Consider the following 23,895-nt stretch of genomic DNA (forward strand, 5'->3'; position numbering starts at 1 on the left):
ATGCGCCTATTGTACACGGGGGACCAACCGCCCAACAAACGGTGAACGTGGCACGTCGTTGTCTTCAATGCGCCGACGGGCTAGACTTGATGGCCTTTTTTCTCAGGTCCGCAGGCGTCGGCAGACACCGCCGCTGGCCGGCCCCAGACACGAATGAGGTAGGTCCATTACCATGGCCCCGAGACACTTTCTGACCCTGAACGACCTGTCCACCGACGAGCTGGAAGCCCTGGTCGACCACGCCAGCTTCCTGCGCCGTGACTGGCGCGCAGGCAACGTTCGCGACACCCTGAAAAACCGCGTGTTGGCGATGATTTTCGAAAAATCGTCCACCCGCACCCGAGTGTCGTTCGAGGCCGGAATGACCCAGCTCGGCGGTTCGGCCATGTTCCTGTCGCCCCGGGACACCCAGCTCGGGCGCGGTGAGCCCATTGAAGACTCCGCCATCGTCATCTCCAGCATGGTGGACGCGGTGATGATCCGCACCTTCGCCCATGACACGGTGGAGCGGTTTGCCGCCGCCTCCCGGGTCCCGGTGATCAATGCCCTGACCGACGAATACCACCCGTGCCAGCTGCTGGCCGATATGCAGACCTACCGGGAACACCGAGGCAGCATCCGCGGCGCAACGGTGGCGTGGATTGGCGACGGCAATAATATGTGCCATTCGTACATCAACGCCGCCGCACAGTTCGACTTTCACCTGAATGTGGCCTGCCCGGAGGGCTATGAGCCGGATGCAGCGCTGATGGAAACCTATGGAGACCGGGTTACGGTGATGCGGGATCCAGCCGACGCGGCCCGCGGTGCCCAACTGCTGGTGACCGACGTGTGGGCGTCCATGGGCCAGGAAGACGAGCAGAAGGCCCGTCAGCGGGCCTTTGCCAGCTACCAGATCAGCCCGTCGTTGATGTCCGTGGCCAACCCGGATGCGCTGTTCATGCACTGCCTGCCGGCCCACCGGGGTGAGGAAATCTCGGTGGACATGATGGAGCACCCGTCGTCCGTGGTGTGGCACGAGGCGGAAAACCGCCTGCACGCCCAGAAAGCCCTGCTGGAATTCCTCATTCTGAACCGCCTGGGCTAAACCAGGCGGTTTCTTCTCACCGGCGGCTCTCCGGCCGCCGGGCGTCTCAGGTGCGGTGGCACACCCGCTCCACCGCGTCCAGCCAGCCGTCGTACAGCGTCTCCCGCACCGCCGGGCGCATGTCCGGCTGGAACTGCCGTTCGCACTGCCAGAGCCGGGCAATGTCATCGAGGCCGGACCAGACACCGGTCTGCAGACCGGCCAGATAGGCCGCGCCCAGAGCCGTGGTTTCGGTGATACGCGGCCGGTCCACGGTGACGTTCAGGATATCGGCCAGGAACTGCATGACCCAATCGTTGACGGCCATGCCCCCATCCACCCGGAGCGTGCCCAACCGGGCGCCGTCGTTCTGTATGGCCCGTACCAGATCCTTGGTCTGGTAGCAGACCGACTGCAGGCCGGCCGTCACGATCTCCGCGATGCCGGTGTCCCGGGTCAGGCCCATAATGGCGCCTCGGGCGTGAGGGTCCCAGTGGGGCGCTCCCAGACCGGTGAACGCCGGCACCAGATACACCGGATTATTCACCCCCACCTGCTCCGCCAGCGCCAGGGATTCGCCGGCGTTGCGAATCAGGCCCAGACCATCCCGCAGCCACTGCATGGCAGCGCCCGCCACAAAAATACTGCCTTCCACCGCGTAGGTGGGCTTGCCGTTGAGCCGGTAGGCCATGGTGGTGAGCAATCGGTTCTCCGAGCGCACCGCCTGATCGCCGGTGTTGACCATCAAAAAGCAGCCGGTGCCATAGGTGCTCTTGGCCATGCCCCGCTCGAAACACGCCTGCCCCACCAGCGCCGCCTGCTGGTCACCTGCGATACCCGCCACCGGAATCTCCGCCCCCAGCCACCGGGCCTCTGCCCGGCCGTAATCGGCGGCGCAATCGAGCACCTCCGGCAGCAGCGCCCGGGGCACCCGGAACAGGTTCAGCAAGTGCTCGTCCCAATCCTGGGTGTGCAGGTTGAACAGCGCGGTGCGGGAGGCGTTGGTGGCGTCGGTGCAGTGGCGACGGCCGCCGGTCAGGTGCCACAGCAACCAGCTATCGACGGTGCCAAAGGCCAGTTCGCCGCGCTCGGCCCGGCTCCGGGCACCGTCCACATGGTCCAGAATCCAGGCGATCTTGGTGGCGGAAAAATAAGGGTCGATCAGCAATCCGGTGCGGTCAACCACCTCGTCTTCGTGACCGTCGGATTTGAGCTTGGTGCAGACTGATGCGGTGCGACGGTCCTGCCAGACAATGGCGTGGTGGATTGGCTCGCCGGTGGCCCGGTCCCACAGGATGGTGGTTTCCCGCTGGTTGGTGATGCCGATGCCTTCAACCTCCCGCCCTTCGATACCGGCCTTTTCCAGGGCCGAGCGGCACACCGCCAGGGTGGACTCCCAGATCTCCCGGGCGTCGTGCTCTACCCAGCCGTCCTTCGGGAAAAACTGGTGAAACTCCTGCTGCGCGAGCGCCACGATACTCCCGGTGTCGTCAAAGACAATCGCTCGGGAGCTGGTGGTTCCCTGGTCAATGGCAAGCAAGTAGCGGGGCATCGGGCGGTCTCCTCTGGTGTTTTTTTCAGTGTACCAGCGAAACGGAGAGCGGCGCAGACAGGGTGCACAGGGCATAAAAAAAGGGCTGGAAATTCCAGCCCTTAAATGACGAATGAAACAAGGAAAGTTCGTAAGAACTACAACCTCAAAAGTCATCCCTTACGCTTTGCAGTATGCGCCCGCCTCGCCGGCACTTCCGTTGGCGTTGTGTATGGCCTCTGTTACAACAGGTGAGGCAGTGAGCACTGGGTCACAGACGGGAACGAACCGGTTCTCATCGCGGCCATTCCGCCTGACTAAGCGCTGGCTTCGGGCGCTTTCCGGCGGGGCCACACCAGGCTGAAGCGGGCACCGCCCAGATCATCGCTGCGGCAAACAAACGCCTGCCCGCCGTGCCAGTACAGGATGCGACGGACTATGGACAGCCCCAGGCCGTAGCCGCCGGACGTCCGGGTCCGGCTGTCGTCCAGGCGGGCAAAGGCAGTGAACACTTTTTCCCAGTCCACCTCGGGAATGCCCGGGCCGTCGTCCTCCACATCAATCCGGCAGGTGTCTTCATCCATACGGCAGCGGACCCGCACCCTGGATTGGGCATAACGGCCGGCGTTACCCACCAGATTCTGGATGGCCCGGTGAATGTACCGCGGCTCAATGTCGGCCTGGGGCCAGCGGTCGGACGCCTCATCGATATCGGCGGACAGCGTCAGATTCGGGCGCAGGATCTGCTGTTCAGACACCACCTGGCGCACCAGGGCCGGCACCGAGGCTTCCGTGAGAGAGAACACCGGGCCGCCCTGCTCCAGCCGGGCGTAGGTGAGGATTTCGTCGATCAGCTCGTCCAGCTCCTGGATATCGCCATCAATGCCGTCGAGTTGCTTGCGCAAGGCGGCGTCGCTCTCGCAGTCCTCAATCATCTGCACCCCGAATCGGATCCGGGCTACCGGCGTACGCAGCTCATGGGATACCGCGTGAATCATTTCCCGCTGGATCTGGACCAGCCGCTGAATGTGCTCGGCCATGCCATTGAAGGCGGCCGCCAGGCGCCCAACCACGGTGCCGGCACTGGCCTCCACCCGGGCCCCCATGTCGCCACGGGCAATCCGCACGGCAACCGATTCCACCTGCCTCAGGCTGTTGTCGGTTTCCCTCAGGGCCAGAAACAGCGCCAACGCCAGTACGCCCCCCACCATCAGGACCAGCAGGATGACCACGGGCCAGGCCCAGGGTGAGAAGGGGGGGGCAAAGCTCAGGCGGACCAGCGTGCCGTCGGAGAGTTTGAGTATGGCGTGTTCGTAGCTCTGGCCGTGATCGCGGTAGAGCGCCAAACCCCGGTCGGAGACCAACTGCAGGGCTGCAGGTGGCGGCAGGTCGCCGGCCTGCTCGGGCGGATCGATCGCGACCCCCAGATCCTGGGCCAAGCGGGCAGCCACAGCCTCACGGCGATCGGCCGGTGTGGCGTCCAGGTGCCAGCGGACGATGGCCGCCAATGCCCAGGTGACGTCCTGGTATGGCTCGGCCAGGTTCAGCGACAGCACCGCTCCGGCCGGCGTTTCGGCCATCAAACGGTATCCGACGGGCGTGGATCGGGACACCACCTGGCCATAACCAAGGCGCTCGAGCGTGACATCCGAAAGGTGTTCGTCCTCGGCGGCCGTAGTGGCCAGACCAAACCGGGCCACCAGCCAGGGGTACTGTTGCTGCGGCGCCGGCGCCATGACCAGCCAGCGCATCAGCGGTTCCGGGAAACGCTCAAGCCAGAACTGGTACCGCACCGCGTTCAGCCCCTGGAAACTGAGTACGCAGGCCAGCAGCACCAGCGCGCACAGGCCGGCCAGGCGGAGATAGAGTTTGAGAAAGTGTGTCGTGGGCATTGAGGGAGTCCCGGCGGATCGTGACCCCAGCCACCCGAAGGTCGGGCGGCTGGCACAGCCAGTGGCGCGATGGCGCTCAGGCTTCCTTGACGAAGAGATAGCCCTTGCTGCGAACGGTCTTGATGCGACGGGGGTGAATCGGATCGTCGCCGATCTTCGGTCGGATGCGGGAGACCCGAACGTCGATGGAGCGGTCCTGGCCGTCGTACTCGATACCCCGCAGCGCCGTAAAGATCTCTTCCCGGCTCAGCACGCGGCCGGCGTTGCTGGCCAGCAGCCAGAGCAGATCAAACTCGGCGCTGGTCAGGTCGATACTCTGTTCGTTCAACCAGGCCTCGCGCATGGAGCGGTCCACCACCAGGTCGTTGAACTGCAGGCGCACCGGTTCTTCGCCGTTAGCTTCGGAGGCCCCGGACTGAGCGGTATCGGACAGCCGCCGCAGCAGGGCGCGAATCCGGGCCAGCAACACCCGGGGCTTGACCGGCTTGCTGATGTAGTCGTCGGCCCCCATTTCCAGGCCAAGCACCTGGTCCAGATCGTCGGTGCGGGCCGTCAGCATGATGATGGGGCCATGGTAGAAGGGGCGGGCCCGGCGGCAGATCGACAGACCGTCTTCCCCCGGGAGCATCAGGTCCAGCACCACCAGGTCCGGCTGCTCGTTGCGGATGCGCTCGACGGCAGCAGCGCCATTGCCCTCCACCGTTACCGTCAGGCCGTTGCTTTCCAGATACTCACGGGTCAGCTCGGCCAGCCGCTCATCGTCCTCTACGATCAGAATTCGCCAACTTTCGTTCGTCTGTTCCACGCCATCCATCTCTGGTCTTGTTATTCCGATTGGGGTCAATGCCACCTGACGATACAGGCAACCTGTTGTAACAGCAATTATACATGCCACTCGGAAATATACATGGAACACCCCTGTGGTTACAGCATGTCACAGGGCGAGTCCGTTGGCCTCGGCGGACAGGGAGCGTCACCGGACCGTCACGGGCCGGTCACCGGACTGTCACAGGGCCTTCCTAGATTGGTCAGGGAACGCACAAGGACAAGAGAGTGAGCCATGACCGCATCCATCGCACGCGCCCGCCAGCTGAGCACGCAGATCACCCGTGATCCCCGACGGATTGAGCAGGCCCAGCGCCTTCGTTATAACGTCTTCTCCGCCGAGTACGGCAGCGACCTCGGGGCGACCACCCCGGGGGTAGACGCGGACGCCTTCGACGCCCTCTGCGACCACCTGATGGTGATGGACCAGTCCACCGGTTTGCCCGTGGCGACCACCCGGGTACTGCACCAGGACCGCGTTGCAGGGCTCTCCGAGTTTTACTCCGCCGGCGAATTTGATCTGTCGGAGATGGCCCGCGTACCGGGCCGCTTTGCCGAACTGGGGCGCACCTGCGTGCACCCGGACTACCGCAACGGCGCCACCCTCAGCCTGCTCTGGGCGGAACTGGCGGCCTATCTGGTGGCGCAGAAGGTGGACTACGTGATTGGCTGCGCCAGCATCAGTATGGCGGACGGCGGCCACAAGGCCTGGCGCATTGCCCGCCACCTGCAGGACACTCACCTGGCCGAGCCCCCGTTCCGGGCCACGCCGCGCAAGGCGCTGCCCCACCTCAGCGGCGTCCCCGCGCCGGAGAAAGCCCCCGCATTGCCACCGCTGATCCGCACCTACATGCGCCTGGGCGCCCGGGTGTGCGGCGAGCCCTGCTGGGACCCGGACTTCCGCTGCGCCGATGTGCTGGTGCTACTGGCGGTCGACCAGCTGGCCGGGCGCTACAGCCGACACTTCCTGCAGCGGGCGGGCTAATTCGTGGCCACCACCCTGCCCCGGGCCGGCGTGCTGGGGCCGCTCCGGCTCACCGTTCGACTGCCGCTGTTCTGTCTGTTCCTGCTGGGGGTTTCGGGGCTGGTCATCGCCCTGAAGCTGACGGATGGCGTGCTGGGACGGACCGTTGACCGCACGCCCTGGGCCGGACGCTGCTTCCGGATCGGCTGCGGCGTGCTGGGTCTGCGCCTGACCGTTGAGGGACGCCCAACGACGGCGCCGGCGTTGATCGCGGCCAACCATATCAGCTGGTGTGATATCCCCGTACTTGGCGCATTGGCGCCGGCGCGGTTCCTCTCCAAGGCGGAAGTGGGCCGATGGCCATTGATCGGCTGGCTGGCCCGGGAAGCGGGCACGCTGTTTATCCGGCGCGGCGGCGGGGAAACCGGCACCGTCAGCGAGCAGATTGCCCGTCGCCTCGGCGCGGGAGAATCCATCCTGTTGTTTCCGGAGGGCACCACCAGTGACGGACAATACGTGCTGCCCTGCCACGGGCGACTGCTGATGGCCGCCGCCGCAACCGACACCCCCGTGCAACCCGTGACCATTCGCTATCTGCGTGACGGCTGCCCCGACCCGGTGGCGCCGTTCATCGGCGACGACACCTTCCAGGGGCACCTGGTGAGACTGCTGTGGTACCCGTCGGCGACGGTCCAGGTGGTCTTCCATCCCACGCTGACGGTAGACGATGGCGACACGGCCCAGATCCTGGGTCGGCGCCTTCGGGCGGCGCTACTGGAGGGCTTTCCCGCGGCCGGTGAGGCGCCGGCAGCGGGCACGGGCATCAGAACAGCGGCTGCCCCTGGGCAATCTCATCGTCCGTCGCTTCCCGCCGACCCACAATTTCCAGATCAAAGTAGAGCGTAAAGCCGGCAAGGGGGTGATTGGCATCAACGCGCACCAGGTTGCCATCGATGCCGATCACCTTGACCACCTGCGCTTCCTCGCCCGTGTTGGTCTGGAACGTCATGCCGACTTTGAGGCTTTCGACCCCTTCAAACAGAGTGCGAGGCACCTTGCGGACCAGATCGTCCCGATATTCGCCGTAGGCCATTTCCGGCGGCACCGTGACTTCGAGGCAGTCACCCACCTTGCGATCGCGGACGGCCTTCTGAATGCCTTCAATGATGTGCGGGCTGCCGTAGACAAAGTGCAGCGGCTCGCCCCCTTCTGAGGTGTCGACCAGCTCGCCAGCCCGGTTCTTCAGAACATAGTGGACGGTAAAAACGTCGGGGCGGTCGGCGGAGGCGCCACCCCCTGCGGGTATGTCAGATTGTTGCATCAGGATTCCGTGTTGGTTGCGTCTGAGCGGGAACGATCTTCCGGCAGATCCAGGCGATTCAGTGCCAGGATCACCAGGCGCCGGTCAAGCCGGTTGCGGGGCGTTCTCGCCCGGTCCAGCCCCATGCGCTTCAGGTAAGGCTGGTAACGCTCCGGCGCCTCGCCGGCCCGAAGGGCCTGCCAGAAAGTTGCCAGTTTACCACGACGGGTGGCCGTTGCCGCCTTCAGCCCGTTAAGGGCTTTCCCCAACGTCAGTTCTTCGTCGGTCAGGTCCCGGCCAAACGGAAACGCCGGGAAGCTGCCGTCTCCGGCCGCAGCCAGGGCGTCACGGACCGACTCCGGCGTGTTGCGCTGCCAATCGTCCGGCAGACGGAACGCCGGGTCCACCTTGCCCGCTTTCTGGGCTTGGCCGAGCAGCTCGGCCTGGAACCGGCTGTCGGCGATGCGGATCAAACGCAGGTACACCTGCTCGTCCGGCTGACCGCGAAGATCGGCGATGCCGTACTCGGTGATCACCAGATCCCGGAGGTGCCGGGGGATGGTGCAGTGGCCGTAGTTGAAGACAATATTGGACACGGTGCGACCGCCGGACTCGCGACAGGCTCGCAGGGTCAGGATCGAGCGGGCGCCGGGCAGCTCATGGGCCATGGCCACAAAGTTGTACTGGCCACCCACACCACTGACCACCCGGCCGTCCTCCAGGCCGTCGGAGACGGCCGCCCCGCTCAAGGTGTGCATCATCGCCGAGTTGATAAAGCGCCCATGCCGGCGCTGGGCCACTTTCAGGGCCTGGCGGCCAAAGCGATGGTCATACAGGTGGTTGATAAAATTCACGCTGGTCATGCAGATACGCTCGCGCTGGACATCGGTCAAGTCCCGGAGTGCCTGATAGAAGGCCGCCGGGCCCAGATAGAACCCACCGTGAAGGACCCTCCCCCCCGCCAGGCGCTGTCCCAGGCAGTGCCGGGCGACGGCCGCGCGGGACCCGTCGTCGTCCAGGTCGCCGTCCAGGCCAATCTCGCCGACCGCGAGGCGCCCGCCCCGCAGGACCACATCGTCCCGGAACACGCCATACTGGACCAGCCACTGGACATCCCGCGCTCTCAGGGGCGAATCGATCACGCCCGCCTCCCGCAAGGCATCCAGGGCCTCCAGGGAGGGGGTCATGCCTACTCTGCCCTCGTTGACCAGGCGCTGGAGATCCTCGTCCTCGAATACCTCCCGGGTGAGTACGCCTGCGGCCATCAGGTGCAAGAAGCCGTCCACCATCATTTCGCTGCAGCCGTAAAGCCCGTGTTCGAAGGGCCCATCGCCGCCCAGGGCGGTCGTCACCGGAAATCGCTCCGCCAGCCGCAGGCGCTGCTGCACGGCCCGCCAGGCGTCCGTGCGCTTGTGGCGCAGAATGGTGCTGTGAACCAGCGCGGCCCCAAGGGAGCCAATGCCCACCTGCAAGGTGCCACCGTCCTTCAACAGGCTGCTGGCGTAAAAGCCGATCAGGTGGTCTTCCGGGCTGATGGCCATTTGTGGCGCAGAGAACAGCGGATAGTCACTCGCGGGGTGTTCATACACCAGGTCAAACGCCGATGCCGGCACCGCCGCATGGTGCCCCAGGAATGGCAACTGCCGGTTGATCTCGGCCACCAGCGCCACCGGCTCCCCTTCTGCTTCCCGCTCCCGTAACAGGGGCAACAGGTCGAGGGTGAGATCCGGGTTACAGCTCAGGCTTAGCTGGTCGCCGTCCCCGGGGGCCACCATCTGGCCGATGACATTGACCCCTAGCGCCATCAGATCCCGGACCGCGTGGGTGTAGTTGGTGCACACGTAATGACGCTGCTGGCTCTGGTTGTTCAGGAACGCGCCGGCCTTGAAGAAAAACTCGGACACGGTAACGTTCGGCGGCAGCCGCCCGGCGGAGACATCCCGGGCGTAGGCCAGCTCGGGGATGTCCCCGTAGAGACGTTTGACGAAAGGCTCAAGGAACCGCCGTTCCAGCGAGGAGCTGCCCCTGGGCACCTGCAGGGACAAAGCCGTAACGATGTGGAGCTGGAGGCTGCTGTCGTGCCGGGCGCGCTCATACAGGGCATTCACAAACCGGACCGGCTTGCCCAACCCGAGGGGCAGCCCCAGCGTTATTCGCTTGCCTACCCGATCAATAACCGCATCAACGCAGGCCTCTAGGTCCTGAATCCGGCGGGTCGTCTCCGACATCACTCCACTCCTTGTGTGTACGCGGTATAGGTGAGGTACGCCGGCCAACGGTATCCGGCGACACGATGATCACACGGCGAGGACGCCCAGACAATGCGGCGGCTCAGGTTCGGACCCTGTCGGGAGTGATTGAATAGATCGGGAGCGTGCCAGAGGGGGGGGGGGCAAATCCGCGGGGCAAGGGCTCCAGGGGGGGTCAGAACTTCCAGCGCAGCCGAAGGCAGGCGCCGTTTTCCAGCAGCGCAATGCCGTGATCGGCCTGGGTGGATTCGTAGGCGTACCGCTTGCTGCGGTCGTGGCTGCGGAACAGAGTCAGGCTCAGCAGTCGGGAGCCAAGTTCCGCGGCGGCGCTGGTGTCGTCTTCATCGAACTCTCCGGACACGCGGCGCTGCATTTGATGGAGCTGCTCAACCGTGTCCAGGGCTTCCAGACTGCCTTCCACATCCAGATCGGCGGCATCGGCACGAAACGCCATGGCCAACAGGTTCAGGGTCAGGAGGATCAGGAACAGGCGAAAAACCATAGCGCCACCCTAGGAAAAGACGGTTACACGGACACACGCTCTAGGATGAAAGTCTAATGACTGCGACTGAAAAAGATGTGAAATCGCACACAGTGGGCGCGGTGGATTTGTCGGGTTTTGAATCAGAATGTGTCAAAAAGTTAACGGCGCTAGAACAAAGGGTCAGGTCAAGGGGTCAGAAAAAACTCATCTGACCCCGGTTGTACGGGGAGCAAGGGGTCAGATGAGTCTCATCTGACCCCAGGGTTTACTGGGAGTAAGGGGTCAGATGAGTTTCATCTGACCCCAGCTTTACCCCTCATGGGCAGGGATAGGTAAACTCCTGATGGATCGCTTCAATCGCCTCCAGCACCGCGGGGCTCAGGGTCAGGTCGGCGGAACCGAGGTTTTCCCGGAGTTGCTCCATGGAGGTGGCGCCAATGATGTTGCTGGTGACGAAACTGCGGCTGTTTACATAGGCCAGCGCCATCTGGCTGGGTGACAGGCCGTGCTGCCGGGCGAGTTCAACGTAGGCGCGGGTGGCTTCCACGCCCTGATGGCCCTTATACCGGCTGAAACGCTCGTACAGGGTCATTCGACCTTTCTCCGGCCACTTTTCCCCCAGGTACTTGCCGGAGAGCATGCCAAAAGCCAGCGGTGAATACGCCAGCAGGCCGGTCTGCTCCCGGTGGGCAAATTCCGCCAGGCCCACTTCGAACGAGCGGTTCAGCAGGTTGTACGGGTTCTGGATGCTCACTGGGCGCGGCCAGCCGTGGCGTTCCGCCAGGGCCAGGTACTGGGCGGTGCCCCAGGGGGTCTCGTTGGACAGGCCAATGTGCCGGATCTTGCCTTGCTGGACCAGCTCGTTCAGGGCCGACAGGGTGTCCTCGATCGGCGTCGCCTGTTCGTCCGCGTTGTGCTCATAGCCCAACGTGCCGAAGAAATTGGTGTTCCGATCCGGCCAGTGCACCTGGTACAGATCGATGTAATCGGTCTGGAGCCGCTTGAGGCTGTCTTCACAGGCCTGGCGGATGTGGTCCCGGGTGAGGCGCGGGCCATTGCGCAGGTAGGTCAGGCCGTTGCCCGGGCCGGCTACCTTGGAGGCAATGATCAGGTCATCCCGGCGGCCACGGCGGGCCAGCCAGTTGCCCAGATACGTCTCGGTCAGCCCCTGGGTTTCGGCCCGGGGCGGCACCGGATACATTTCGGCGGCATCGATAAAATTGATGCCCTGAGACGTCGCATAGTCCAGTTGCTCAAACGCTTCCTGCTCCGTGTTCTGTTCGCCCCAGGTCATGGTGCCGAGGCAGATCAGGCTCACCTCGAGATCGGTCTTACCCAGTTGTCGCGTTTGCATAGTGTCTCCGCAGTGTTGAGGTCACGGGTCAAAGGAATGTCACGGCGGTGTCTCGGGACTGTCACACCGGCTTTCCATAGTGAAACAAGCGTACCGGAAGACGGGAAACGACAGAGGACAACGGGAACCGCCGTGATGGAAACCAAACAGGCCGCTTGGCGCCCGCAACACATTACCATTGTTTCCGAGACGTTTCCGCCGGAAATCAATGGGGTGGCTAATACCTTGGGCTATCTTTGCCGCGGCCTGGTGGACCGTGGTCATCAGGTGACGGTCATCCGCCCGCGCCAGCCCAATCGCCCCAAAGGTACCGAGGCCTCCGCCCTGGACGTCGACACCGTCCGGGTGCCAGGCCTGCCCCTGCCGGGTTATCCGGATCTGCGTTTCGGGTTGGCGCTGCCCTGCCTGCTCCGACGGCGCTGGTCTGAGGACCCACCGGACGTTATCTACGTGGCAACACAAGGCCCGCTGGGAGTCGCGGCTGTTCGGGCCGCCCGGTCTCTCGGGCTGTACGTGATCTCCGGCTTTCACACCCGATTTGACCAGTACAGCCGCTATTACGGCGCTGGGGCCCTTGAGCCGCTGCTCAAACGCTACGGGCGCTGGTTCCACAACCAGACACGAACCACGCTGGTGCCCACCGAACGCATGGTGGCTACGGTCCGTGCCCTGGGCATTCCCTCAGCCACGCTCTGGAGCCGGGGCGTGGACGGCCAGCGGTTCCATCCGCGGCAACGGGACGACGCTCTCAGGGAGAGCTGGGGCCTCGCGCCCTCGGACCTGGCGGTGCTCTACGTCGGTCGTCTGGCAAAGGAAAAAAACCTGTGCCTGGCCCTGGCCTGCTTCGAACGCCTTCGAGCCCTCCATCCCCGCGCCCGGCTGGTGCTGGTGGGCAGCGGCCCTTTGCGCCCCTGGCTGGAGCAGCGCTATCCGCACGCACAGTTGTGCGGCGTGCAGCGCGGTGACGACCTGGCTCGCCACTACGCCTCGGCGGACCTGTTCCTGTTTCCCAGCAAAACCGACACATTCGGGAATGTGGTGCTTGAGGCCATGGCCAGCGCCCTGGCGGTGGTGGCGTTTGACGACGGGGCCGCCGGCGAGCATCTGCGCACCGAGGCCAACGGCATCAAAGTGGCGCTGGACGACGACCAGGGCTTCATCGACGCGGCCCTGCGGCTGGCGGACCAGCCAAGTCTGCTCGAGCGCCTGCGCCGGCGGGCCCGGCAGGATGCCCTGGACGTGACCTGGCCAACCCAGATTGAACGATTCGAACACCTGATGTTCCACCCCGACCCAGAGGTACACCGCCATGGACTCCACCAGCAAAGCGTTACGTCTGTTCGACCGGGTTGACCAGCGGGAATACCGCTTCTGCCGCGCCATCAACCAGCATACCCGCCGGCCTCTGCTGCGGGGTTACTTCCGCCTGATCAGCCGCCTGGGCGACGGCTGGTTCTGGTACGCGCTGATTCTCGCGCTGCCGGCGCTGACACCGTCTAACGGGCTTGACCACGCCCTGGCCATGACCGCCACCGGGTTGTGCTGTACCCTGGCCTACAAGGCGCTCAAGCACCGGCTGGTCCGGGAACGGCCGTTCATTTCCTTTCCGGCCATCGAGTGCGGCACGCCGCCCCTGGATCGGTACAGTTTTCCCTCCGGCCATACCCTGCACGCCGCCTGTTTCCAGACCATGCTGTGCCTGACGTTCCCCGGGCTTGCCCTGTGGGTGCTTCCGTTTACCCTCAGTGTCGCCGCCTCCCGGGTGGTGCTCGGTCTGCATTACCCCAGCGACGTGATCGCCGGTGCGGTGATTGGCGCGGTGATGGGAGCATTGTCCGTGGCCTGGTTTCCGGCGGTGATTGCCGGCTGATCAGTCGAACAGGCGCAACTGTGTGACCGGGGCGTCGTCGTTGCGAAAGCGCACGCCCACCCCGAGCAGCCGCACCGCCCGATCCGGGTTCGCCATCAGCTCGTCCAGCAGCGGCCGGTAATCCGCCTCAGCCGGCTCTGCCACCGACTCGCGCACCCGCTCCAGGGTGTGGGTGGAAAAATCGCTGTAGCGGATTTTCACAAACAGCTTGTGAATGGGTTTCCGGCCCGCCTTGCGGGCCAGACGGGAGGCCAGGTCCGTCACCAGTGCGGGCAGCACCGCCTCGCAGGCGCGCTTGTCCGGCAGGTCCTGGGAAAAGGTCCGCTCCACGCTCACCGATTTGGCCACCCGGGACACCACCACCGACCGTTCGTCCCGGCCGTGGGCCATCTCATGGAGCCGGTAGCCCTGCTTACCGAAGCGCTCGACCAGCACCTCCGCGCCCAGGGCCTGAAGGTCCCCACAGGTCTGGGCGCCCATCTGATGCAGCTTTTCGGCGGTGACCCGCCCCACGCCAAACAGCTTCTCCACCGGCAATGTCTTCACGAAGGACCCCACCTGGTCCGGCGTGATCACGAACAGGCCGTCGGGCTTTTCCCAGTCGCTGGCAATCTTGGCGAGGAACTTGTTGGGGGCCACGCCGGCGGAAATGGTGATGCCCACTTCACGGTAGACGCGCTCCCGCAACGCCTTCGCCATCAGTGTGGCGCTGCCGTGGTGGTCGCTGACGTCGGTAACGTCCAGGAAGGCTTCGTCCAGGGACAGCGGCTCCACCAGATCCGTGAGTTCCCGCAGAATCGTCATCACCTGGCGGGAGACGATGCGGTACTTCGCCATATCCGGCGGTACCGTGACCAGCCCCGGGCACAGGCGGCGGGCTTCGCTGCCCGGCATGGCGGACCGCACCCCGAACGCCCGGGCCCGGTAGTTGCAGGTGGTGACCACGCCCCGCCCCCCGGCACCGCCGACGGCCAGCGGCACGTCCCGAAGGCTCGGATCGTCCCGCATTTCCACGGCAGCGTAGAAGCAGTCACAATCCACGTGGATGATCTTGCGTTGGGGCATGGCGGTTTGGCGGGGATGATGGGTTAGCGATCTGTACGTTTATACAGCCTTGTATCTTACGGTACTATCTAGAGAATGTCAGTTTGCTAGAGAATGTCAGTTTGGCTCGAAAATGTCAGGCTGGCCTGAGAACGTCAGGCAGCCCAAACCACCGTCGCACCCTGCGAGGCACCATGACCAATCCGATTCCCGACGCTGATCGCACCGACATCGAAGCCGCCGCTTTCCGCCGACTGGTTGCCCACCTGCAGAAGCGCACCGATGTGCAGAACATCGATCTGATGAATCTGGCCGGTTTCTGCCGTAACTGCCTGTCCAAATGGTACCGGGCCGAAGCCCAGGAACGGGGGTTTGACCTGGATGATCCCTCCGCCCGAGAGATCATCTACGGCATGCCCTACGATCAGTGGAAGGCGGAGCACCAAAGTGGGCCAAAGCAGGACCACAATCCATGACCGTATGCGAGGCCGTGCGCATTCATCTGGCATCCCTGAAAGGCGGACACGCCCGCTTCCAGGACACACTGGCCCTGATTGATCGGTATTTTGACTATCAGCCGGCCGGGTTCCACAACGGTCCGATCTACAACGCCGCCGGCGACAACGCAGGCTCCTGCCGCGTATTGGCGCTCGGGCAACACTGCAACCTGAACGACACCGACACGCTGCGGCTGTTCGCCGAGCATCATCAACAGGTGCTCGGCGATCCGACAGGCGACAGCCACGCCAACATTCGCCAATTCATGGCAACCGGCTGGTCCGGCGTGCGCTTTGACCAGCCACCCCTGCGGGCCAGAGCCGGCCAGGACACCCATAACAACACGGAAGAAACGCCGTAATGAGCGATACCGCAACATCCGGAGTGACCCATAGCTTTCAATTGAAAAGCGCCAACGTGTCACTGACCGCGCTGGAACTGTACTTTTTCGACGACGCGCAGTTCGAGGCAGACCTGCGAGACAAGATCAGCCAGGCCCCCGGCTTTTTCAAAGACATTCCGCTGGTCATTACCCTCGACCGCTACGAGGGCATCGACAGCGAACTGGATTTCTTCAAGCTCATCGGCACCTGCCGGCGGCACCACATTCACGTGATTGGCGTGCGCGGCGGCACCGATGACCAGCGCCGGCTGGCCCGGGGCGCGTCGCTGGCGCTGTTCCCCGGTCAGGGTCAGCGCGGTGCTCCGCAAGCTGCCGCCGAACCGGACACGGCGACGGCCGAAGCCGAGGCGGTCAGTACCACGGCGCCGGCCCGCGTGATCAGCCAGCCGGTGCGATCAGGCCAACAGATTCACTGCCCGGACGGCGACGTCGTGGTGCTCGGGCCGGTCCAGGCCGGGGCCGAAATCCTGGCCGCCGGCAACATCCACGTCTACGGCCCGCTGCGGGGACGCGCGCTGGCGGGCATCCAGGGGAATGAAGCAGCCCGCATTTTCTGTCAGTCTCTGGAAGCGGAGCTTGTGTCCGTTGCCGGACACTATAAAATCTCCGAAGACTTGCAGGGCAACGGCTGGAAAGAGGCGGTACAGATCCAGCTTTCGGAGGACCTGCTGGTGGTCACGCCACTGAACCGGGGATGAACACCCGGGTGACAACAGGCGCTGGAAACACGACGAATCCACTGTGAAACAGGAATTGAACCTTGGCTAGAATCATTGTCGTAACCTCAGGAAAGGGCGGCGTTGGCAAGACCACCACCAGCGCCTCAATCAGTACCGGCCTGGCCAAGCGTGGCCACAGGACCGTGGTCATCGATTTTGACGTGGGCCTGCGCAACCTGGATCTGATCATGAACTGCGAACGCCGGGTGGTGTACGACTTCGTCAACGTCATCCAGGGCGAAGCCTCACTCAACCAGGCCCTGATCCGGGACAAGCGCGTCGACACCCTCTACATCCTGCCGGCGTCCCAGACCCGGGAGAAAGAAGCCCTCACCAAGGAGGGCGTTGAGCGAGTCATCAACGAACTGTCCCAGACCTTCGACTACATTGTCTGCGACTCCCCCGCCGGCATCGAACACGGCGCGCTCATGGCCCTGTACTACGCCGACGAAGCCGTGGTGGTGACCAACCCCGAAGTCTCCTCCGTCAGGGACTCTGATCGTATCCTCGGCATCCTGCAGAGCAAATCCCGGCGCGCGGAAATGGGCCAGGATCCGGTCCGCGAACACCTGCTGCTGACCCGCTACAACCCGTCCCGGGTCGAGAAAGGCGAGATGCTCTCGGTAGCGGACGTCGAAGAAATCCTGGCCATCCCCCTGCTGGGCGTGATCCCGGAAAGTCAGGTGGTTCTGAACGCCTCCAACCAGGGGGTTCCGGTGATTCTGGAAGAGCAGAGCGATGCCGGCCAGGCCTACGACGACGCCGTCGCCCGCCTGCTGGGTGAGGAGCGCGAGCACCGGTTCATGAGCGCGCAGAAGAAAGGCTTCTTCTCTCGCATGTTCAAGGGGGGCTGAGGGATGAGCTTTCTGGATTACTTTCGCAGCAAGAAAAACGCCAGCGCGAGCGTCGCCAAGGAGCGCCTGCAGATCATCGTGGCCCACGAGCGCGGGCAGCGGGACCAGCCGGACTACCTGCCCCAGCTCCAGCAGGAACTTCTGGCGGTAATTCGCAAGTACGTGCAGATCTCAGACGACATGGTGCAGGTGGAAGTCGACCGTAACGACAACTGCTCGGTGCTGGAACTGAACGTGACGCTCCCGGAGCGTTGATGCCGTTTTCTCAGGGATGAAACCTATGACCGCTCCCACCTGGGCCGCTGCCCAACCGTGGCTGTTCCGCCTCACCCGCACCGCCCTCGCCAGCATGGCCGCCATTTTCCTGGTGTCAGGCGGCCTGGCCAGGGCCGGGGATCTGCCCGCCGAGAACAACCCGGACTGGGCCCTTCAAACCGAATCCGGCAACATCCGCATCTACACCGTGGCCCAACCCGGCTCCAGCTTCGAGGCGTTTAAGGCGGTGGCCGTCCTGGACGCCCCGCTGGAGAATGTCATGGCGGTGATGGCCAACCCGCGCTCCTGCGTCGACTGGGTCTACAACTGCAGCGAATCCTACGGTTTCGGTGGCGGCGAGTTCCGTGACCGCTACGCCTACTCGGTGAACGATATGCCCTGGCCGGTGACAGACCGGGACTATGTGCTGCACATCCGCACCCGCGCGGACCGGGCCACCGGTGAAGTCGTCATGGACCTGAACGCTACCCCTGATCAGCGGGCGGAAGTGGACGGCCGTGTGCGGGTGGACCAGTCGGACACCCTGTACCGGTTTACCCCCGAGGGCGACAAGACCCGCATGGTGTGGGTGCAGCACACCGATCCGAACGGCGCCCTGCCCGGCTGGCTGGTCAACAACCTCCTGGTGGATATTCCGGTGCGCTCCATGGAAGCCCTGGAGACCCTGGCACAGAAGCCCGAGTACCAGGGATTTCATCTGGTCTGGGACGATCAGGACCGGCTCGCGGGTGTGGCGAAATCCGGGGATGACGCTCCGGCAAAGTCACGCTAAGCTTTCAGCAACGACCACCCACTGAGGACCGCCCGGCCTGATGACCGTTCTCGCCCATGAGATCATGACCCCCAGCGTCAAGGCGGTGCCCCAGAACTGGACCATGGAGCGGCTCGCCCGCTTCCTGACCGACAACGAAATCACGGGCAGTCCGGTGGTGGACGACCGCGGTGAGATCATCGGCATCGTCACCCTCAAGGACATCACCGAGTTCCGCTGGAACGCCTCCCGGGGCAAACCGGACGATCAGCTCACCCGGGAGGAAGCCGCCGAGGCCCGGCGCCTGCGCATGGCCATTTTCGAGGAAATGGGCAAGGTGCCGGTGGAAGTTCGGGACATCATGACCCCGGGCGTGCTCTCCGTGAGCGAAACCACGCCGGTGCGGGACATTGCGGATACCATGATGCGCGAGCACCTGCACCGGATCTTTGTCACACGGGGGGAAAAGATTACCGGCATCATCACCACCTACGACATGCTCAAACTGATCTCCCAACCGGACCTGACGCAACGCTGCGCCGGAAGCACCTGAGCCACCAGAGAGGTAGCGCACCCTATGCCCAGAGCACCGCAAGCTCGCAAAAAGATGTACGTCCTCGACACCAACGTCCTGATCCACGATCCCAACGCCCTCCTGAACTTTGAAGAACACGACGTCATCATCCCGATGACGGTCCTCGAAGAACTCGACAGCCTCAAATCCGGCAAACAGTCGGTGGCGGCCGATTGCCGCCAGGCCATCCGTAACATCGACAAATTGCTGGGGGACGCTAGCCCGAAGGACATCGAAAAAGGCGTGCCCATCGTGCGCGGCAAAAAGGCCATCCCCCTGGGCCGGCTGCTGATTCTGATGACCGCCGAGCTGCCGGACGGCCATTCCCTGCCCCAGCACCTGAACGACAACAAGATCATCAACACCCTGGCGGCCCTGCAGAACCGGCATAAATCCCGGGACATCATTCTGGTCAGCAAAGACATCAACATGCGGCTGAAAGCCCGTGGCTTTGGCGTGGAGGCCCAGGACTACCACAACGACCAGTTGCTGGACGACATCGACCTGCTGCCCAAGGGCTACCACGAGTTCGAGAATTCGTTCTGGGACACCATCGAGAAGGTGGAGACTGTCCAGCGCTCCGGCGCCACGGAGCACCTGCTCAAGCGCGAAGGCCGGCTCGCGAAGATCAACATCAACGAGTTCGTGATTGACCAGCTCGGCTTTGTCGGCAAGGTGGTGGACCTGGACGAGCAGCGCATCGTCATCCGCGATCTGCACCAGCACGACCTGATGAACGAGGAAGTCTGGGGCCTGGTGCCACGGGACATTTACCAGGCCATGGCCCTGAACCTCCTGCTGGACCCGGACATCCACCTGGTCAACCTGACCGGGTCCGCCGGCTCCGGCAAGACCATCCTGGCGCTGGCGGCGTGCATTGAAATGACCGTGGCCAGCAAGCTGTACAAGCGTATCATCGCCACCCGCTCCACCCAGGGGCTGGACGAAGACATCGGTTTCCTGCCCGGCACCGAGGCGGAGAAAATGGAGCCCTGGCTCGGGGCCATCGTGGACAACCTGGAAGCCCTGCACGAGGACGATGAGAACATGACCGCGTCCGTGGACTACATCCTCAGCAAGGTGCCCATTCACTTCAAATCCCTGAACTACATCCGCGGCCGCAGCTTCCAGCACAGCCTGATCATCATCGATGAGTCCCAGAACCTGACCCCGCACCAGATCAAGACCATCATCACCCGGGCGGGCAACGGCTCCAAAGTGATCTGCCTCGGCAACCTGGCCCAGATTGACACCCCCTATCTGAGCGCCCTCAGCTCCGGCCTGACCTACATGACCGAGCGCTTCAAGGACTTCCGCCACGGCGCCCATGTGCACCTGCAGGGCGTGCCCCGCTCGCCCCTGGCCGAGTACGCCGAAGCCCACCTGTAAACCGCTGCACCACCGGTCAGCGGCAGGGCCTTCGCACCCTGCCGTTGACCGTCGTGCCCGACCCCGCGGTCGGGCGCGCCATCGCCTGCTTCGTTGCCTGCCGATACTGTGACTCTCGTCACATACCGTTACAAAAAACAACAAAGCAGGCACAACCATGAACCACATCAGCTCTGTCTTGCTCGCGGGCGCGTGCGCCCTCACCCTCAGCGCCTGCGGCGGCGGAGGTGGCGGCAGCTCCGCCACGGCCCCCACCGCGCAGGATGCCACGTCCACCCGCACCGCGCCGCCGGAGAGCGCCGTTGAAGGCGACGTTCAGGTAGCGCGCCCCCTGCCCGCCAGCGACAGCGAACAGGTGGCCGCATCCTGCCAGAAGGGGACCAACCTGGAAGGCGGCCGCAGCTACCGGGTACAGATGCCCTCCCGCGTGGACGGCGCCGCCATTGTGTTCCAGGTGTTTGAGCCAACCCTGTTCGACTGCCAGACCCGCCATCCTCTGATCCTGCAGGGCCACGGTTTCAGCGGTTCCCGGACCACCGAGGCCGGCAACGATCCGCTGGCGCCGATCAAGCCGCTGATCGATGCGGGCTACGCGGTGATCAGTATCGATCAGCGGGGCCACGGCGAAAGCGGCGGCACGGTGCGGGTGATGGACCCGGACTACGCCGGCCAGGATCTGGTGCAGATTGTGGACTGGGCGGAAGCCAACCTGGATTACCTGAAATACAACAACGGCAACCTGCTGCTGGGTGCGGTGGGCGGCAGCTACGGCGGTGGGTTCCAGTACCTGCTGTACAACGTCGATCCGGACCGTCGGATGGACGCGATGGTGCCGCAAATCACCTGGCACGACCTCACCTACAGCCTGAACCCCGGCAACGTCACCAAGAACTACTGGCTGGCGGCCCTGTCGGTCATGGGCGACGCCCGTACCGGGGGTTCCATGGACCCCTATCTGCGGGCCTCCCTGCTGGACGGCATCACCACCGGCTATTTCCCGGAGGACGCACTGGGCTTCTTCAGCTACCACAGTCCGACTTATTTCTGGCAAAACGAGCGCGGGCTGTCCCTGCTGGACAGCGGCAACACCGATGACTATCTGCTGGACCCGGCCCTCAGCCTACTGCCCATCACCAGCGACGGCCGGTTCGTGGTGAAAACCCCGACGCGCTCGCCCTACCCGGTGGACGTGCTGATGTTCCAGGGCATGCGGGATAACCTGTTCCCGTTCAACGAGGCGGCGGAGAACTATCGCATCCTCAAGCAGGCGGGCGGCGACGTGCGCTTGCTCACCTACCCGTTCGGCCACCATTACCTGGCGCCGAACGTGGGGCTGATCGAGGAAACCCTGCAGAACCTGGGCGTTTACGCCGACGCGCTGCCCGAGCTGGCCCAGGGTGACCTGAACGCCCTGAGCAACTGCGGTGACATCAACGTGACCCGGGCCACCGTGGCCTGGTTCAACGAGAAGCTGCTGGGCAAGGGGGACGCGAATAACGTGATCACCACCGGTCAGCAGGTGTGCTACAGCCTGTCACCGGACGATGCCGTCTCGGCGCCGGCCGTCACCTACGGCGGTACAAGCTACCCGGTCGGGTTCCAGGTGGCGGGCCTTGAGACCCCGGCTACGGTTCTCATCGGCGCGGCGGGCGTTGCGCCCACGCTGGTACCGCTGACCACCCTGGACCAGGACGGCGTGATTGCCGGCATTCCGGAAGCCACGCTGACCGTCAGCACCGGCCTGCCCGCGCTGGACGATCAATGTCTGGCCGAAAGCGACCCGCTGCTGCACCTGGGTACCTGCGATTCGATCTTCTTCGTGGGGGTGGGCGTCATCCGCAGCGGCCAACTGGTGCCGGAGCTGATCGACGAGCAGGTCCAGCCGGTGCGAGGGCTGGGGCAACATTCGCTCGACATGACCGGCATCGCCGAGCGGCTGCACGCGGGCGACCGTCTGGTGCTGATGCTCTATGGCCAGCACCCGACCTTTGCCGGCGCTTTCTCCCGGGATCTGGCGGTGCCGCAGGTGCAGGTCAGCGGCACGGTTGCCCTGCCGCTGCTGTCCTCAGACGGCCAGTCGCCGCTGGTTACACCCGATAACGGCTGACCTGGTCGGCCAGTTCGGCCGCCAGGGTCTGCATCCGCTGGGTCACGTCACCGGCCCGGCGGGTGCCACCGGCGGTCTGCTCGATGATCGCCACAATCTCATGAACGTTCTGGTTGATGGTCTCGGAGACGCTGGTCTGCTCTTCCGCGGCGCTGGCAATCTGAGTGTTCATGTCGGTAATCGTGCTCACCGCCTCACCAATCCGCTTGAGGGCCTCGCTCACCTGGCGGGTCTCGTCCACGGTGGCCTCGCTGCGTTCGCTGATGGCACCGATGATCCGCACCGCGTCGTCCGCACCGGTCTGAACCTGTTCGATGGTCTTCTGGATTTCCTGCGTGCTCTGCTGGGTCCGGCTGGCCAGGGTGCGCACCTCATCGGCCACCACCGCAAACCCACGGCCCGCTTCGCCGGCCCGGGCCGCCTCGATGGCGGCGTTCAGGGCCAGCAGGTTGGTCTGGTCGGCGATCTCCCGGATCACCTCCAGCACGCTGTCGATCTTGCGGGAGTCCGCTCCGAGCCGTTCGATCACGCCAACGCCCTGGCTGACCTGATCGGACAGGCCGGCGATGACGTCCGTCGCCTGATACACCAGCCCCTGGGCATCGTTGACCTGGGCATTGGCCCGGCCAGCGGCGTCGGACGCGGCGCTGGCGTTGCCGGCCACTTCCTGGGCAGCGGCGGTCATTTCATTCATGGCAGTGGCCACCTGATCGCTCTCTGAGGTCTGGCGCTCGACGCCCTGCTCCGCCTCGATCATCACCTGCTTGAGCTCCCCGGTGGCCTCATTGAGGGTGCCGGCGGAGGCGCGGATGCGCTCTACCAGCCCGTGTACCTGGTCAGCAAAGCTGTTGAAGGCGCCGGCCAGTTGCCCCAGCTCGTCCCGGGAGTCGACGTCCAGGCGCCGGGTCAGGTCGCCGTCGCCGCTGGCAATGTCGTGCATCGCCGAGACCGCCTGCTTCAGCGGCCGCACGATGGTGCGGACGACAAACAGGGCCAGCAGCACAATCAGGATAAGGGCAATCACCGAGGTGGTGATGGAGCCCATGATCGCCTCGTTCAGGGAGTTACCGACGGTCTGGTCCATGTCTGCCACCTGCCCTTCCAGGCCGTCCACCCAGAAACCGGTGCCGATCATGAGGTTCCACTTGGGCAGCATCTCGGCGTAGCCCAGCTTGGGCGCCACCTTACCGGTCTTGCCGTTTTCCCAGCCGTAGGCCACGTAGCCGCCGCCGTTTTTGGCCGCCTGGATCAGCTCACGAATCAGGTATTTGCCGTTAGGGTCCTTGAAATCCCACAGGTTCTTGCCTTCCAGCTGTGGCTTCACCCCGTGCATCACGTTCACGCCCTGGGTGTCGTAGGCAAAGAGATACCCCTCGCTGCCGGAATCGTTGAACCGGAGGTTGCGCAGAATATCCATGGCCTTGCGGCGAATCTCGGGGTCGTCCGCCGAGCCCGGTTGGTTGTATAGGTCGGAAATGGCGGTTCTGGCCAGTTGCAGGTAGTTCTTCAGCTCATCCCGCTTGCTCGCTTCCATGTCGGCGGCAAACTTGTCCACCGCCGCGCTGCCAATGTGGCTCGCCTGGTTCAGGTTATAGGTGGTGAGAAAGGCGGTCAGGGCCAGCACCGGCACCAGGGCCAGCAAAAGCACTCGGGCTTGGATGGTGAGATTCTTCATGGATTACCGTCGTCTGCGTCTGGAGTGATTCTGGGTATGTCGAAACGAGCGGCAATCCTAGCGGAAAGCC

At 64.3% G+C, this 23,895-nt stretch carries 23 protein-coding genes; 14 read left to right on the forward strand and 9 right to left on the reverse strand.

From position 1 onward, the window contains the following. Positions 1–172: 172 nt before the first annotated feature. Positions 173–1,087 (forward strand): ornithine carbamoyltransferase, encoded by a 915-nt coding sequence (argF, locus tag V3388_RS08745; protein ID WP_336367143.1) that lies wholly within the window; start codon positions 173–175, stop codon positions 1,085–1,087. Between the two features lie 46 nt (positions 1,088–1,133). Here argF and glpK read toward each other — a convergent pair whose 3' ends face one another. The 3 genes from glpK to V3388_RS08760 all read right to left on the reverse strand — a co-directional run bounded on the left by glpK (position 1,134) and on the right by V3388_RS08760 (position 5,303). Further along, on the reverse strand, positions 1,134–2,618 hold the full coding sequence (glpK, locus tag V3388_RS08750; protein WP_336367144.1) for a glycerol kinase GlpK: 1,485 nt from the start codon (positions 2,616–2,618) through the stop codon (positions 1,134–1,136). A 296-nt stretch (positions 2,619–2,914) separates the two neighbouring features. Beyond that, positions 2,915–4,489 (reverse strand): ATP-binding protein, encoded by a 1,575-nt coding sequence (locus tag V3388_RS08755; RefSeq protein ID WP_336367145.1) that lies wholly within the window; start codon positions 4,487–4,489, stop codon positions 2,915–2,917. Positions 4,490–4,565: 76 nt separating this feature from the next. Beyond that, on the reverse strand, positions 4,566–5,303 hold the full coding sequence (locus V3388_RS08760; protein WP_336367146.1) for a response regulator: 738 nt from the start codon (positions 5,301–5,303) through the stop codon (positions 4,566–4,568). A 246-nt stretch (positions 5,304–5,549) separates the two neighbouring features. Between V3388_RS08760 and V3388_RS08765 the strand changes: the two genes are divergently transcribed. Together V3388_RS08765 and V3388_RS08770 are read left to right on the forward strand one after the other, a co-directional pair. Next, positions 5,550–6,299 carry a GNAT family N-acetyltransferase gene (locus tag V3388_RS08765; protein ID WP_336367147.1) on the forward strand — a complete coding sequence of 250 codons (750 nt, stop codon included), beginning with the start codon at positions 5,550–5,552 and terminating at the stop codon, positions 6,297–6,299. A gap of 3 nt (positions 6,300–6,302) precedes the next feature. Beyond that, positions 6,303–7,184 carry a lysophospholipid acyltransferase family protein gene (locus V3388_RS08770; RefSeq protein WP_336367148.1) on the forward strand — a complete coding sequence of 294 codons (882 nt, stop codon included), beginning with the start codon at positions 6,303–6,305 and terminating at the stop codon, positions 7,182–7,184. Here the strand turns inward: V3388_RS08770 and V3388_RS08775 are convergent. The 4 genes from V3388_RS08775 to V3388_RS08790 form a co-directional block, all read right to left on the reverse strand. Beyond that, the gene (locus tag V3388_RS08775; protein WP_336367149.1) at positions 7,102–7,599 is read right to left on the reverse strand and encodes an FKBP-type peptidyl-prolyl cis-trans isomerase; all 498 of its coding nucleotides are present in this window, start codon (positions 7,597–7,599) and stop codon (positions 7,102–7,104) included. The genes V3388_RS08770 and V3388_RS08775 overlap by 83 nt on opposite strands. After that, positions 7,599–9,806 (reverse strand): acetyl-CoA hydrolase/transferase C-terminal domain-containing protein, encoded by a 2,208-nt coding sequence (locus V3388_RS08780; RefSeq protein WP_336367150.1) that lies wholly within the window; start codon positions 9,804–9,806, stop codon positions 7,599–7,601. Before V3388_RS08780 ends, V3388_RS08775 begins: the two co-directional genes overlap by 1 nt. A gap of 196 nt (positions 9,807–10,002) precedes the next feature. Continuing rightward, positions 10,003–10,329, reverse strand: coding sequence for a hypothetical protein (locus V3388_RS08785; protein ID WP_336367151.1), 327 nt, complete (start codon positions 10,327–10,329; stop codon positions 10,003–10,005). A gap of 298 nt (positions 10,330–10,627) precedes the next feature. Next, positions 10,628–11,665, reverse strand: coding sequence for an NADP(H)-dependent aldo-keto reductase (locus V3388_RS08790; protein ID WP_336367152.1), 1,038 nt, complete (start codon positions 11,663–11,665; stop codon positions 10,628–10,630). A 135-nt stretch (positions 11,666–11,800) separates the two neighbouring features. On the opposite strand from V3388_RS08790, the gene V3388_RS08795 reads away from it, so the two are divergent. Together V3388_RS08795 and V3388_RS08800 are read left to right on the forward strand one after the other, a co-directional pair. Then, positions 11,801–13,018, forward strand: coding sequence for a glycosyltransferase family 4 protein (locus V3388_RS08795; protein ID WP_336367153.1), 1,218 nt, complete (start codon positions 11,801–11,803; stop codon positions 13,016–13,018). Then, on the forward strand, positions 12,975–13,535 hold the full coding sequence (locus V3388_RS08800; protein WP_336367154.1) for a phosphatase PAP2 family protein: 561 nt from the start codon (positions 12,975–12,977) through the stop codon (positions 13,533–13,535). The genes V3388_RS08795 and V3388_RS08800 overlap by 44 nt, the downstream gene beginning before the upstream one ends. On the opposite strand, the gene dinB is transcribed toward V3388_RS08800, so the two are convergent. Continuing rightward, on the reverse strand, positions 13,536–14,600 hold the full coding sequence (gene dinB, locus V3388_RS08805) for a DNA polymerase IV (RefSeq protein ID WP_336367155.1): 1,065 nt from the start codon (positions 14,598–14,600) through the stop codon (positions 13,536–13,538). It lies immediately after the preceding gene. Positions 14,601–14,773: 173 nt separating this feature from the next. On the opposite strand from dinB, the gene V3388_RS08810 reads away from it, so the two are divergent. The 9 genes from V3388_RS08810 to V3388_RS08850 all read left to right on the forward strand — a co-directional run bounded on the left by V3388_RS08810 (position 14,774) and on the right by V3388_RS08850 (position 22,150). Then, complete coding sequence (locus V3388_RS08810; RefSeq protein ID WP_336367156.1) at positions 14,774–15,055, forward strand: DUF1244 domain-containing protein; 282 nt, start codon at positions 14,774–14,776, stop codon at positions 15,053–15,055. After that, positions 15,052–15,438, forward strand: coding sequence for a HopJ type III effector protein (locus V3388_RS08815; protein WP_336367157.1), 387 nt, complete (start codon positions 15,052–15,054; stop codon positions 15,436–15,438). The genes V3388_RS08810 and V3388_RS08815 overlap by 4 nt, the downstream gene beginning before the upstream one ends. Next, the gene (minC, locus tag V3388_RS08820) at positions 15,438–16,178 is read left to right on the forward strand and encodes a septum site-determining protein MinC (protein WP_336367158.1); all 741 of its coding nucleotides are present in this window, start codon (positions 15,438–15,440) and stop codon (positions 16,176–16,178) included. The genes V3388_RS08815 and minC overlap by 1 nt, the downstream gene beginning before the upstream one ends. 62 nt (positions 16,179–16,240) lie before the next feature. Next, on the forward strand, positions 16,241–17,053 hold the full coding sequence (gene minD / locus V3388_RS08825) for a septum site-determining protein MinD (protein ID WP_336367159.1): 813 nt from the start codon (positions 16,241–16,243) through the stop codon (positions 17,051–17,053). A gap of 3 nt (positions 17,054–17,056) precedes the next feature. Continuing rightward, complete coding sequence (gene minE, locus V3388_RS08830) at positions 17,057–17,308, forward strand: cell division topological specificity factor MinE (protein ID WP_336367160.1); 252 nt, start codon at positions 17,057–17,059, stop codon at positions 17,306–17,308. A 25-nt stretch (positions 17,309–17,333) separates the two neighbouring features. Beyond that, the gene (locus V3388_RS08835) at positions 17,334–18,101 is read left to right on the forward strand and encodes an START domain-containing protein (RefSeq protein ID WP_336367161.1); all 768 of its coding nucleotides are present in this window, start codon (positions 17,334–17,336) and stop codon (positions 18,099–18,101) included. A gap of 40 nt (positions 18,102–18,141) precedes the next feature. After that, a complete protein-coding gene (locus V3388_RS08840) occupies positions 18,142–18,633 on the forward strand; it encodes a CBS domain-containing protein (RefSeq protein ID WP_336367162.1) in 492 nt (163 codons plus the stop codon). Between the two features lie 24 nt (positions 18,634–18,657). Then, on the forward strand, positions 18,658–20,043 hold the full coding sequence (locus V3388_RS08845) for a PhoH family protein (protein ID WP_442915623.1): 1,386 nt from the start codon (positions 18,658–18,660) through the stop codon (positions 20,041–20,043). A gap of 157 nt (positions 20,044–20,200) precedes the next feature. Continuing rightward, on the forward strand, positions 20,201–22,150 hold the full coding sequence (locus tag V3388_RS08850) for an alpha/beta hydrolase (RefSeq protein WP_336367163.1): 1,950 nt from the start codon (positions 20,201–20,203) through the stop codon (positions 22,148–22,150). On the opposite strand, the gene V3388_RS08855 is transcribed toward V3388_RS08850, so the two are convergent. After that, positions 22,131–23,825 (reverse strand): methyl-accepting chemotaxis protein, encoded by a 1,695-nt coding sequence (locus V3388_RS08855; protein ID WP_336367164.1) that lies wholly within the window; start codon positions 23,823–23,825, stop codon positions 22,131–22,133. The genes V3388_RS08850 and V3388_RS08855 overlap by 20 nt on opposite strands. Positions 23,826–23,895 lie beyond the last annotated feature (70 nt).

It is taken from the genome of Marinobacter sp. C2H3 (assembly GCF_037080155.1).
GTDB lineage: Bacteria > Pseudomonadota > Gammaproteobacteria > Pseudomonadales > Oleiphilaceae > Marinobacter.